Origin of the sequence: Roseibium sp. TrichSKD4, from assembly GCF_000148725.1 — a bacterium.
GTDB lineage: Bacteria > Pseudomonadota > Alphaproteobacteria > Rhizobiales > Stappiaceae > Roseibium.
On record NZ_GL476311.1, the window covers coordinates 199427 to 212756 of the forward strand.

The following is a 13330-nucleotide window of genomic DNA, read 5'->3' on the forward strand; positions in this document are numbered from 1 at the left end:
TGGTGTGACATTGCGTTATATAGAGCGCGAACCAGTGAAACGAAACAGGGCACTCGGACACATCCATGAATTACATTCGCACAGGCATGCTTCTTGCCGCGATGACGGCGCTCTTCATGGGAATTGGTTTCATGCTCGGCGGGACTGGCGGCATGATGATCGCGTTTGCCGTGGCAGCCGCGATGAACGTGTTCAGTTACTGGAATTCCGACAAGATGGTGCTGCGTATGCACCATGCGAAGGAGGTGGACGCTCGCACGGCACCCGAGCTTTACGGTATGGTGGAGCATATGGCACGAGGCGCCAACATGCCTATGCCGAAGGTCTACATCATCGACAATCCGCAGCCGAATGCGTTTGCGACTGGCCGAAACCCGGAAAATGCAGCTGTTGCGGCCACTACCGGGCTCTTGAACATGCTATCGCGCGAGGAGGTGGCGGGCGTGATGGCGCACGAACTGGCGCATATCAAGAACCATGACACCTTGATCATGACGATCACGGCTACGATTGCAGGTGCGATCTCCATGTTGGCCAATTTTGCGCTGTTCTTTGGCGGGAGTGACAATCGCAACAATCCGCTTGGGTTTGTAGGTCTTATCTTGATGATGTTCCTTGCGCCGATGGCCGCCGGGATTGTGCAAATGGCGATTTCGAGAACCCGTGAATATGCGGCGGATCGGATGGGGGCAGAAATTTGTGGGAACCCGATTTGGCTGGCGTCTGCGCTTGCCAAGATTTCTGGCGGCGTTGCGCGCATTCACAATCAGGATGCTGAACACAATCCTGCAACTGCGCATATGTTCATTATCAATCCGCTTTCGGGCGAGCGCATGGACAATCTGTTTTCCACGCACCCGAACACACAAAACCGGATCAACGAGCTGCAAAAAATGGCTCAGTCGGGTATGCGCGGCAGTGCAGACCCGTTTCGCCAAACATCCTATCACTCTGCCCCAGCGTCGTCCGTGCAACAGCCGGGGCCTTGGGGTGGGCGTGTTGGTGGTGATGAGCGGTCATCTGAACCGCCTCGCCGATCTGGTTCTGGTCGTGGGTCTGTGCCACCAACGGGCGGCAACCGTCAGAAAGGGCCTTGGGGCTGATGCTTCTGACACGCTTGCGGAAAGGCAGCGTGTGACGTTAAAGACCTTAACTATGGCACCGCGCCGTGGATGTGTTCGTCTGCGGCGCTTGTCTTTTGCAGATTAAAACGCCGATTGGGGATCTCCTTGGCTCGTCCGTTCAAACCAAAGCAGAACAAAAAACCGCAAACGGACGCTCAGCGCCCGCAGGACAAGCCGGGCTTTGCCGCCCGCAAAGTGGCTGCCGACATTCTTGGCAATGTGGTTCACAAACACCGCCCGCTGGATGGTGAGCTTGAATTGAAGTCCGGACATTCAGGATTTCGGGCGTTGGAGCCAAAAGACCGCGCGCTGGTGCGGGCCATTTTAGGGGCAGCCTTACGCCACCGGGGTGAAATCTCGGAAATTCTGACGCGGTTGCTGGATCGCGATATCCCGGAAAAAACCGGCCGTGTGCTTGATATTCTTCACGTTGCGATTGCCCAGATGCTTTATCTGGATATTCCCGACCGGGCGGCGGTATCGCTTGCTGTCGATCATGCATCTGCGGACAGCCGATCCCGCGTTTACAAGGGGCTGGTCAATGGCGTCTTGCGCCGTTTGGGCCGTGAGCGGGACATGATGACGGAAGATCTCGATGGTGAGGTTTTAAATACACCGGAGTGGCTGTTCACGCGCTGGGTCGAGACTTACGGGGAGGAGACAGCCCGCAAGATTGCCGCTGCCCACCAGCATGAAGCTGCGCTGGATATCTCAGTAAAGTCTAACCCCAAAGTGTGGGCAGAGCGTCTTGAGGGTGTTTTGCTTGCCGGAAAGACCATTCGTTTGTCCCGAAAAGGCGCCGTTGATGGCCTTGTGGGATTTGAAGAAGGGGCATGGTGGGTTCAGGATTTGGCAGCTTCTCTACCCGCGCGACTTTTAGGCGATGTCTCCGGGCAAACCGTCGCTGATCTTTGTGCGGCACCTGGTGGCAAAACTGCGCAATTGGCGGCGAGTAGCGGCAAGGTGACAGCTGTTGACATTTCCAAGGGTCGATTAAAGCGCCTCTCCCAGAATATGGACCGGCTGGGTCTTCCCGTTGAAACGGTGGTTGCTGACTTAAGGAAATATGACCCGCCAGAGCTGTTTGATGCGATCCTTCTGGATGTGCCGTGTAGTGCGACGGGCACGATCCGCCGCCACCCTGATGTGCCGTGGTTGAAGGGGGAACGCGATATCGAAACTCTGGCAGAGATCCAAAAGGAATTGCTTGAGCGGGTTGCAGGTTGGCTGAAGCCGGGTGGTCAGATGGTCTACTGCACGTGTTCGATGGAGCGGGACGAAGGCGAAGCGCAGATTGAAGCGTTTTTGAAGGCGCATCTGGATTTTCGGCTTGTGCCGGTTGCAGGTGATGAGATTGGCGGGCTTAACGCCTGTATATCCCCGGAAGGTTATGTGCGGACTTTGCCGTTTCACAGTGTTGATCCAAATTCGGAACTCACTGGTCTCGATGGCTTTTTTGCTGCTCGCTTGCAACGCTCTTAACGCCGCATAAACTCTATTTTCGCAATACTTGATTAAAGGGAGTCCTCCCTTTGATTTTAGTTAATCGCGTCATAATGAGGGCAAGCGCTATTTTTCGTCTGGGACATTTCTTTTACCGGCTGGTGTTGTGACAATGGGAACGGCGTCAGAGAAGAGCCAGATTTGGCGACTTCTTGCCTCCCACATGTGGCAGCAGGCATCGCGCTGGGTGCATGGTGGAATGGTCTTCCGTATGCGGCCCTCGTCAAGCGTGCCGACCCGGTTGATGATTTCCCCGCAGGATTTGCGCACGGCTGACGTCATGAACGCCGCTGATATATATGGCGGGCGTTTTCTCTTTTCCGGGCACTTGGTGGAAACACAGGGGCACTCGCCGTTTGAAGAAGCTGGTGAAGCGCTTGACTGGCAACGGGAGCTGCACGGTTTTGGCTGGCTTCGTGATTTGCGTGCAGCCGACAGCAAGATTGCACAGAAAAATGCTCGCGTCTTGATCGATGATTGGATCAAGCTATGCGGCAGCCGTCACCCGGTTGGCTGGGAAACGCCGGTCGTGGCCCGGCGGATTATGTCCTGGCTGGCGCATTCCCCCTTTATTCTGACAGAAGGGGATCACGAGTTTTACCGTCGTTTCCTGAAGTCGCTGGTCAAGCAGGTTGGGTATCTCCGGCGTACCATCAATGAAACGAAAGATGGTGTAGAGCGTTTGCAGGCGGCAATTGCCATTGCAGCTGCCTGTGTCTCCATGGCTGGCCAGGGGCGTTTTGCTCGCAGCAGCATGCGCCGCCTTGATCAGGAGTTGTCGCGCCAGATCCTGCCAGATGGCGGGCATGTGTCGCGCAATCCCGGTGCCATGATCGAAATTCTGGCCGATCTCCTGCCGGTTCGGCAGGCATTTGTCATGCAAGGTCTGGAATTGCCGCAAGGCATGTTGCAGTCTGTTGATCGTATGATGCCGATGATGCGGTTCTTCCGCCATGGCGATGGGGCCTTTGCCCATTTCAACGGTATGGGTTCTACCCCGAATGATCTTGTTGCCACCATCATGGCCTATGATGATGCCCGAGGTGCGCCGCCAACCAATGCGCCGCATGTCGGATATCAGCGCCTGACCGGTGAAAACTCCATTGTCCTAATGGATGCAGGCAAACCGCCGCGACCGGAACTGTCCGAAGAAGCGCATGCTGGGTGTCTGTCATTTGAGTTCTCGTCCGGGATACACCGACTAATCGTCAATTGCGGCGTGTCTTACTTGTCTAATGAGGTCTGGCGGCAGGTCAGCCGGTCCACTGCGGCTCATTCAACGGTTACCATCGAGGATACGTCATCCTGTCGGTTCCTCTCCGAGCAGCCGTTTGGCAAATGGTTGGGCAGTCCAATTATATCTGGTCCAACGCATGTTGATGTTGAGCGCACCGATACATCCACTAGCTCACGTGTGACGGCCTCCCACGACGGCTATCTGTCTTCCTTTAACGTCATCCACGAGCGTGATCTTCGCTTGTCTGCGGATGGAACGATGCTGGATGGTTTGGACAAATTCTTGCCCAAAGGGCCAATTGGGGCTGAGCCGTTCTATGCCATCCGGTTTCACGTTCATCCGCAAATCAAATGCAGCTTGTTGAACAGCGGTTCGACGGTGGTGCTGCTGTGTCCGGACGGGGAAGCTTGGGAGTTCGATGCGCCAGGCAATGAGCTGAATTTGGATGAATCCATCTATCTGTCAGATGTTTACGGGCATCGGAAGACGTCGCAAATCGTCATCTATGGTGTTTTGCAGGAAACCCCATCTGTTGCCTGGCAGCTGCGGCGAACCGCGGTTGCCCGTTTGAGCCGACGCGGGATCAGTGCTTTCGATGAGACGGAACTGCCGCTCGAGGCACCTGCTGATCTGCCGAGTGAGAGCGAAGACAAACCTGATTAACGCGGTGTCAGACCGCAAACAGTGCGTTTTGCCATCTTTTGATTTGTTCGTCTTCGTGATAGGGCGAGGCCAACTCCCAACCTCCCAGCTCGCGAGGCATGTTGATGGCGATCTCTTCCAAGGCCGTTCCTGTTCCCGATTTTGTTCCTGTTAAACGCGCCCTTTTGTCTGTTTTTGACAAGACGGGCTTGGTCGAGTTCGCAAAGGCGCTTTCCGAGCGCGGCGTTGAGCTTGTGTCGACCGGTGGGTCTTACAAGGCGCTCAAGGATGCAGGCCTTGCGGTCATGGATATTTCGGAAGTGACCAAGTTTCCGGAGATTATGGATGGCCGCGTCAAAACGCTCCATCCGATGGTGCATGGCGGTCTTTTGTCGATCCGGGATGATGAAGATCACCAAAAGGCCATGGCAGATCATGGCATCACAGGCATCGATCTGTTCTGCGGCAACCTTTATCCATTTGAAGATGTTGTTGCCGAGGGCGCAGATTATGCGACCGGCATTGAGAACATTGATATTGGCGGACCGGCGATGACCCGGGCGGCTGCCAAGAACCATGCTTATGTCAGTGTTGTGACCGATCCGGCGGACTATGACACGGTCATATCAGAGCTGGATGCCAATGGCGGCAAGGCCCCGATCGCCCTTCGTAAAAAATTGGCCTTGAAGGCATTTGCCCGGACCGCTGCTTATGATGCGGCAGTCTCCAACTGGATGGCGGACCAACTGGATGAGGACACCCCGGCGCACCGCGCAGTTGGTGGCGCTTTGGCAGAGGTGATGCGCTATGGCGAAAACCCGCATCAGTCTGCCGGTTTTTATGTGACAGGTGAAAAACGTCCGGGTGTTGCAACGGCGCGCCAATTGCAGGGCAAGACGCTTTCTTACAACAACATCAATGATACAGACGCTGCCTTTGAGTTGGTGTCCGAGTTTGATCCAGCCTGGACAAGCGCGGTGGCTATCATCAAGCATGCCAATCCGTGTGGTGTTGCAGAAGCTGCGACACTCGAAGAGGCTTACAAATTGGCGCTGCGTTGTGATCCGGTGTCCGCCTTCGGCGGCATTGTTGCCCTCAACCAAAAACTCGATGCCAAAACGGCAGAAGAGATGGTGAAGGTGTTCACAGAGGTGATCATTGCGCCGGATGCAGATGAAGCTGCACAAGAAATAATTGCGGCGAAAAAGAACCTGCGCCTGCTTTTGACCGGTGGTTTGGCTGACGCGCGGTCTAAGGGGCTTGCTGTAAAGTCTGTGGCGGGCGGCCTTTTGGTTCAGTCACGCGACAATGGCGTGATTGATGATCTGGCTCTCAAGGTTGTTACCAAACGGGCGCCAAGCGAACAGGAACTCAGCGATCTGAAATTCGCATTCCGTGTTGCAAAACACGTCAAGTCCAACGCCATTGTTTATGCCAAGGATGGAGCAACTGTTGGTGTTGGGGCAGGCCAGATGAGCCGAGTGGATTCAGCCCGCATTGCGGCCCGCAAGGCGCTTGATGCGACAGAAGCTGCGGGTTTGAGCGATCCGCTGACCAAAGGCTGCGTTGTTGCCTCCGATGCATTCTTCCCTTTCGCGGACGGATTGTTGTCTGCAGCAGAAGCTGGGGCGACAGCGGTCATTCAGCCGGGTGGCTCCATGCGGGACGAGGATGTGATCGCAGCGGCCGACGAAGCAGGTCTTGCCATGGTCTTGACTGGTATGCGTCACTTCCGTCACTAAGCCGGGTCAAGGCCCTACTTTCGGCTGACGAACGCGGGTCAGCACGAGGCAGCCGAAGATGAAAAAGGCCAGGATGGCGGACATGCCCGCCGCCTGACTGTTTGTGAGATAGGTCACGAGGCTGACGGTCAATGGGGCCAGAAAGCTGGTTACCTTGCCGGAAAGGGCGAGCAGCCCGAAAAACTGCGCCAGTTGTTCGCGTGGTGCGAGACGTACCAACAAGCTGCGAGAGGCTGATTGAAGCGGACCGGCAGCAACGCCGATCAGTCCACCTAGCACCAGAAACATTTGCTCTGGTAGTGAGCCGAAGAGCGTTCCGTCCGTAGCTGGCGGCGCTGGGACGATGAACAAAATGGTGTTCCGGTCCACGGACACAAGCCCCAGACCGCAGACGATCAGCAGACTGAGGGCTCCCATCAGAACGAGTTTGGGTCCAAACCTGTCGTCCAACCGCCCTCCGATGATCGCGCCAAAGGTCCCGGTGATGGTGAGCAATATTCCGAAAATTCCGATTTGGATTGTGCCCCATCCCAATTGCCCGGCGGAGTAAATGCCGCCAAAGGCGAACAGCGCCACAAGTCCATCCTTGTAGATCATGTTTGCAAGCAGAAAGAAAAAGACAGGCCTGTTTTGCCGCGCGTGGGCAATGCTGTCTTTCAGGTTTGCAAGGCCGTTGCGGATGGCTGGACCGAGAGAGGACTTCTTTGGAACGTCCGGAACGAACAGGAATAGGGGCAGCAAAAAGACAATATACCAAATCGCCGAAAATGGGCCGGAGGCCCTGTCGCCTTCTCGTGTTGCGGCGTCCAACCCGAAAATTGGGTCCAAACCCAGGAGTGTGAGACCCGATTCAGGATTGGCGGCCATGAAGCCAAGCGCAATCACCAGGCTAACCAACCCGCCTGCATAGCCCGTCGCCCATCCAGCGCCGGAAAGGCATCCGATCCGGTTCGGCGGAACAAGATCTGGCATCATGGCGTTGTTGAAGACGGTGGCGAACTCAATCGCAAGAGTGGCAAGCCCGAAGGCGACAAGGGCGATCAGGATTGCATTCTCACTGTCCGGTATCGCAAACCACAAAGCAAAACACGCCAGCACGAAGGGGATGGAGAAGACGAGGATCCAAGGTTTTCTGTGTCCAGTCGCATCAGCCACCGCGCCTAAAATCGGAGCCAGAAGGGCAATGGCGAGCCCGGCGGCCGCAGTCGCATATCCCCACAAGGTTTGCCCTTCAGCCGGTGTGGCTGCGAGACTGGAGGCAAAGTAGGGGGCGAAAACAAAGGTGGTGACGAGCGTGGAAAAGGGTTGGGCTGCCCAATCAAACAGCGCCCAGGACACAAGTGCCTTGCGGGATATATTTGGATGTCCATCATCTGAAGGCGCTGAAGAGGTCGTCACGAAAAACTCCAAAAAGAAAACCGGCCCGAAGCGCGAGGCTGCAGGCCGGTTCTTAGCACAGTTTCAGATGGTCGCATGGACCCTTAATTTATCGTCCGCTTGCTGCTTCGGATAGAAGGCTCGCTGCAACAGAGAACTTGGAGACGCTGAGATCACCGTCCAAGATATCTGCCATGGAGCGTGTGGTGCGCTCGACAGCTTGCTCGTTTACTTTCAACCAGGCACCAAAGCTGCCTTCCTTGATGGCTTTTGCGCAAAGGCTGCGATGCGCTGCCGCTAAGGTGGCGCGTGAGCGATCAAGCGCCAGTCCATCATAGTAGTCGTTGATGTCGAAGCTGCTGGCTAGCTCTTGCATGGCTCCAATCCTGAAGTGGGCGGCCACCTCGAAGTAGGCCTTGCCAGCTTTCATAAGATCCGCGCCGGTTTCTTCCGAAATCAGGACAATATCCGGAATGGAGGCTTCCGCCGGGAGCCAGGCAATCCGGTGTGCGAGCGGCTTAGGCAGACCTGCTGCCGTCAGCTCTTCACCGGTCTTGACGAGATCATCCCGCTGGCTCTCGGTTACGATGGTGTCCAGCTTGCCTTTCAGCTTGCTGATACCGGACATGAACCGCTCAACAACAGCGGAAATGCCTTTTTCGAAAGAGACATTCCGCTTGAACCAGACAACGCGCTCCAGAAGCAGATCCTGCACCCGGCTGTAGAGGCCAAGCTGCACTGTGCCATCGATCTTGGTGTCGAGAGCGTCGATCTCTTCATAGAGTTCTGTCAGGCCAAAGCTGTTGCGTGTTGCCACGAAACACTGAGCGATTTCGCTGGTTGTTGCACCGGTCTGATCTAAAAGGCGGGTCATGAAGGTTGGGCCGCCACGGTTGATCATCGAGTTTGCAAGCATTGTCGCGATGATTTCGCGGCGCAGACGGTGTCCGGTGATTTCTTCCTCGTAATCCTTGGCCATTTGGTCCGGGAAGTAGCGGAAGAGTTCGCGGGCGAGATAGCTGTCATCTGGAACTGTGCTTGCCAAAAGCGCGTCATACAGCGTGAGCTTGGCATAGGCTAGAAGTACCCCGACTTCCGCACGTGTTAGGTGTTGATTGTTGACCCGCATGTCGGCAAGAGTGACTTCATCAGGCAGTTGTTCGACCCGGCGGTCCAGAAGGTCCGCCTGTTCCAGCTGCCGCATCATGCGGATTTGATAACCGAAGTCTTCCATGCCCCTGCGCTCGCTCATGGAGATGGCGAGGGTCTGGAGGTAGTTGTTACGAAGCACCAAATCTGCCACTTCGTCGGTCATCGCCGCCAGAAGGATGTTGCGGTTCTCCAGTGTCAACTTTTGCGCTTTCATGGCTGCGCCAAGGGCGATCTTGATGTTGACCTCCATATCCGAGGAGTTCACCCCGGCGGAGTTGTCGATCGCGTCTGAGTTACAGCGGCCACCATTGCGGTGGAACTCGATGCGGGCCAGTTGGGTGAGACCAAGGTTCGCCCCTTCACCGATGACCTTTGCGCCGACTTCCGGAGTGGTGATACGGATCATGTCGTTGGCGCGGTCACCTGCATCGGCATCTGTTTCGGTTGTGGCGCGAATGTAGGTGCCGATGCCACCGAACCACAAAAGATCAATATTCATGCGCAGGATGGCCATCATGATTTCCTGCGGAGTGGCCTTTGCTGCTGTGAGGCCCAAAAGCTTCTTCATTTCCGCAGAAACCGGAATGGACTTGGCCTGACGGGAGAACACGCCGCCGCCCTTGGAGATCAGCTTGGTGTTGTAGTCTTTCCAGGACGAGCGCCCCAGATCGAACATCCGCTTGCGTTCTTTCCAGGTTTTGGCCGGATCGGGATCCGGATCGATAAAGATGTCCCGGTGATCAAAGGCTGCGACCAGTTTTGTGGCCTTGGAAAGCAGCATGCCATTGCCGAACACATCGCCGGACATGTCGCCGACACCGGCGGCTGTAAATGGTTCGGTTTGAATGTCGCGGTTCATTTCGCGGAAGTGACGTTTAACCGCTTCCCATGCCCCGCGTGCCGTGATGCCCATCTTCTTGTGGTCGTACCCGGCAGAGCCGCCGGATGCAAAAGCATCGCCAAGCCAGAAGTCACGTCCTTCAGAGATGCCGTTGGCGGTGTCGGAGAAAGTTGCCGTGCCTTTGTCGGCTGCGACGACGAGATATGGATCGTCGCCATCGTAGCGCTGAACCTTTTTCGGTGGAACGACGATGTCCTCGTCCAGATTGTCCGTCACATCCAGCAGGGAGTTGATGAACACCTTGTAGCTTTCAGTGCCTTCCTTGAACCAGGCATCCCGGTCGCTCATGTCCGGAAGCTGTTTCGGCACAAACCCACCTTTTGCTCCAACCGGAACAATCACGGCGTTTTTGACCTGTTGGGCTTTCACAAGGCCCAGAACTTCTGTTCTGAAATCTTGCGGGCGGTCAGACCAGCGCAGGCCTCCGCGTGCGACCATGCCAAAGCGCAGATGCACGCCTTCGACACGTGGGCTGTAGACGAAGATTTCGCGGAAGGGTTTCGGGTCCGGCAAATCCTCGATTTTGCGGGATTCGATCTTGAACGCGATGGTCGGCTTTGGCTGCCCTTTCTTCTCCTCCTGGAAGAAGTTGGTGCGCAGGATCGACTCGATTGCGTTCTGGAAGCGGCGCACGATGCGGTCATCATCAAGACTGGCAACTTCATCCAGTTGCGCCATCAACTCGCCGTTCAGCTTCTCAATCGCCTTGTCGCGTCCCTTGGACTTGGACGGATCAAAGCGAAGGTGGAACAGCTCGACCAGTTTGCTGGCAATGGCCGGATAGTTGTTGAGCGCGGTCCACATATAGTCTTCTGAGAAGCGGATGCCTGCTTGACGCAGATATTTGGACAGCGCGCGAATGGCGGCAATGTCCCGCCAGGAAAGACCAGCGCTCATGACGAGCTGATTGTAGCCGTCATTTTCAGCCTGACCCAGCCATATCGCCATGTAGAGATCTTCCAGACGCTCTTTCAGATCGTCCGTGAATTCAAAGGTGCCGTTTGAGCGCTGTTCCAACGACATTTCATGGAGATAGCTGAGCGGGCGCGCTTCCGGAGTGATGCGATAGGTGCGCTCGTTGATGACGCGGAAGCCCATATTCTCCAAAAGCGGCACACGGGCTGACAGCGGGATTGGCGCAGCGTGATTATAGACCTTCAGCGACAGGCGCTCCTGTTGGGCGTCACTTGTGCGGAAGAAAGTGATGGCGGTGCGGGTCTTGTCTGAAAGGGTTTCGACCTTTTGCAGGTCAGATAGCGCAGTTGCTGCGTTGTAGACTTCCTTGTAGCCGCCGTGGAAGGCCAGCGCATAGCGGTCGGACAGTTCGCGAGCCTTCGCAGGATCAAATTTTTCTTTAAGCGCGTCGCGCAAGCTGTCCGGCCAAGTACGGATCATCTCCGCAACGGCCTTTTCCAGTTCGTCCTGATCGGGCTTGGGGGTTGGACCCTTGTCGCGGCCAACAATGTAATGCACGCGGGCCAACGGGCCTTCCATATACGTCACGTACCATGCGGACAGCCGACCATCATAAATGTTGGCGAGATAGGTGCCGATATTGAGCCGGACCTCGGTGGTGTACCGATCGCGGGGAACGAAACACAGGATCGAGACGTAGCGATCAAATCGGTCCAGGCGCGGCAACACCCGGATTCGCGGACGCTCATCAAGCTGCAGGATGGCGAGGGCAAAGTCGTAGAGAGTGTCTTTGTCGATCTGGAACAGCTCGTCGCGGGGGAATGCTTCCATGACATTGGAGAGCGCGCGTCCGGAATAGCTTTCCTGACTGTAACCTGCCTTGGCAAGCACGCTTGCTGTCTTGCGGCGCAAGAACGGGATCGTGTTGGTTGGTTCGGTGTAGGCTGTGGAGGCATAAAGGCCGACGATCCGAAGTTCACCGATCATCTTGCCGTCGTCGTCAAATAGTTTAGCGCCGACATAATCCATATGAACGCGGCGGTGGACCCGGCTTTTGACGTTGGCTTTGGCGATGATCAAAGGTTCTGGATTTTGCAGGAATTCCCGGATTTCCGGGGTGATCTGAACAAACTCTTTTCCCCGGCGCAGCACGCGAACTTCCGGATCATTCAGCAGCCCAAGGCCAGTTCCATCATTTGGGGAAAGTTCCCCATCGACCACGCCGCCGTCGAATTTATATTCGCGCATTCCAAGGAAGATGAAGTTGTCCTTCGTCATCCACTCCAGAAAATGAATGGCTTCCCAGAGTTCGTCGCTGCTGCCGTCAAGCTGGGCAGTCTTGTAGCTGTCAATGGCTTCTTGCAGGCGTTCGCGCATGGGCAAGAAGTCGTTCACCACAGAGCGGACATCCTGAAGCACGGCATTCAACCGTTCTTCGAGAACCTTGCGTGCTTCCGGATTGTCGATCCGGTTAACGTGAATGTGGATCAGGCTTTCCTGGCGGTCCTTATGCTTGGGTGTGCGCTTGCGTTCTTTTGCGGACTTGAGTTTTCCTTTTGCATCACGCTCAACGATGAAAATCGGGTGCAGAACGAGGTGTACCTCAAGTTTGCTCTCCTGAATCTCGTCCATGACCGAATCAACCAGGAACGGCATGTTGTCATTGACGACCTCAATGACAGTTAGTTCAGAAGCGCGGGCATCTTTGATCTTCAGATCCGGGTTGGTGATGCTCACCCGGTGTGTGCCGTGTTCGTGAACCTGAAAGTCATCCCACGCAATTTTTGCAAATTCGATAAGTTCTTCAACGCTGTAGCTGACAAGGTCCTCTGCTGCTCCACGCGTGTAAAAAGCCGTAGCGAACTCAGCGAGCGCTTCGTTTTCTTTCTTGAGCTTGGCGATTGTTGCGGCAATCAATTTGGCTTTGGCGGGCTCGCGTTTGTCCGGCATTTGTTTTCCCCTTGACCCCTTGTGTCGTGTGCGGTGGGATTTCCTTAGCGTCATCGTCAGCCGTATATGTGACTATGATGTTTACGCTGATACCTTGAACTGGGTTTTCCGGTGTTTTTGTGAATGGAGAGATAATTTGTCCAAGAAAATCACGGCTTTGGATATTAACAGTGCGGAACCTTTGAGCTCTGAGACCAAAGCCTATTTCGACCTCTGCCAGGAAAAGCTCGGTCTGGTTCCTCATGTTCTTCTTGCGTACTCCTTCGATGAAACGAAACTGCGCACGTTCACGGAAATGTACAACGATCTGATGTTGGCCGAGAGCGGCCTCAGTAAACTTGACCGTGAAATGATTGCCGTAGCAGTCTCTGCCGTCAATCGTTGTTTTTATTGCCTCACAGCTCATGGTGCTGCAGTGCGTCAACTTTCCGGCGATCCTATGTTGGGTGAAATGCTGGTCATGAACTATAGGGCAGCCGACCTCGACACGCGTCAACGCGCCATGCTGGACTTTTCCGTGAAGCTGACCGAGCGTCCGGCCGAGATTGAAGAAGGTGACCGTCAGGCTTTGCGTGATGCTGGCTTTTCGAATCGAGATATTTGGGACATTTCTTCGGTTGCCGCCTTTTACAACATGACCAACCGGGTGGCGGCCGCGAGCGACATGCGTCCGAATGATGAGTATCATTCAATGGCGCGTTGAGCTTTCAACGCATTGAAGCCGGTGACAGAACGGACAAGAAGGTGTAAATCCACCCTTCGAACAATTCTGAACGGACAAATGGAG

At 55.4% G+C, this 13330-nt stretch carries 7 protein-coding genes; 5 read left to right on the forward strand and 2 right to left on the reverse strand.

All coding sequences use genetic code 11. The features are described from left to right. The first annotated feature begins 65 nt into the window (after positions 1 to 65). From htpX to purH, 4 genes are all read left to right on the forward strand, one after another. Complete coding sequence (gene htpX / locus TRICHSKD4_RS09485; protein ID WP_009467306.1) at positions 66 to 1103, forward strand: zinc metalloprotease HtpX; 1038 nt, start codon at positions 66 to 68, stop codon at positions 1101 to 1103. A gap of 114 nt (positions 1104 to 1217) precedes the next feature. Then, entirely contained in the window at positions 1218 to 2606 is a 1389-nt protein-coding gene (gene rsmB, locus TRICHSKD4_RS09490) for a 16S rRNA (cytosine(967)-C(5))-methyltransferase RsmB (RefSeq protein WP_009467307.1), read from the forward strand. 133 nt (positions 2607 to 2739) lie between these two features. Next, entirely contained in the window at positions 2740 to 4527 is a 1788-nt protein-coding gene (locus TRICHSKD4_RS09495; RefSeq protein ID WP_208993054.1) for a heparinase II/III family protein, read from the forward strand. Between the two features lie 104 nt (positions 4528 to 4631). Beyond that, positions 4632 to 6248: a bifunctional phosphoribosylaminoimidazolecarboxamide formyltransferase/IMP cyclohydrolase gene (gene purH / locus TRICHSKD4_RS09500; RefSeq protein ID WP_009467311.1), complete on the forward strand. Its 1617-nt coding sequence runs from the start codon at positions 4632 to 4634 to the stop codon at positions 6246 to 6248. A 6-nt stretch (positions 6249 to 6254) separates the two neighbouring features. Here purH and TRICHSKD4_RS09505 read toward each other — a convergent pair whose 3' ends face one another. Further along, positions 6255 to 7646: an MFS transporter gene (locus tag TRICHSKD4_RS09505; RefSeq protein ID WP_168157001.1), complete on the reverse strand. Its 1392-nt coding sequence runs from the start codon at positions 7644 to 7646 to the stop codon at positions 6255 to 6257. Positions 7647 to 7734: 88 nt separating this feature from the next. After that, complete coding sequence (locus TRICHSKD4_RS09510) at positions 7735 to 12543, reverse strand: NAD-glutamate dehydrogenase (protein ID WP_009467314.1); 4809 nt, start codon at positions 12541 to 12543, stop codon at positions 7735 to 7737. 136 nt (positions 12544 to 12679) lie between these two features. Between TRICHSKD4_RS09510 and TRICHSKD4_RS09515 the strand changes: the two genes are divergently transcribed. After that, positions 12680 to 13246, forward strand: coding sequence for a peroxidase-related enzyme (locus TRICHSKD4_RS09515; RefSeq protein WP_009467315.1), 567 nt, complete (start codon positions 12680 to 12682; stop codon positions 13244 to 13246). Positions 13247 to 13330: the final 84 nt, after the last annotated feature.

Excerpts from the sequence above, each read along its gene's own strand:
- htpX (WP_009467306.1), top strand. The coding sequence starts at position 66 with ATGAATTACATTCGCACAGGCATGCTTCTTGCCGCGATGACGGCGCTC.
- TRICHSKD4_RS09495 (WP_208993054.1), top strand. The coding sequence starts at position 2,740 with ATGGGAACGGCGTCAGAGAAGAGCCAGATTTGGCGACTTCTTGCCTCC.
- purH (WP_009467311.1), top strand. The coding sequence starts at position 4,632 with ATGGCGATCTCTTCCAAGGCCGTTCCTGTTCCCGATTTTGTTCCTGTT.
- TRICHSKD4_RS09510 (WP_009467314.1), bottom strand. The coding sequence starts at position 12,543 with ATGCCGGACAAACGCGAGCCCGCCAAAGCCAAATTGATTGCCGCAACA.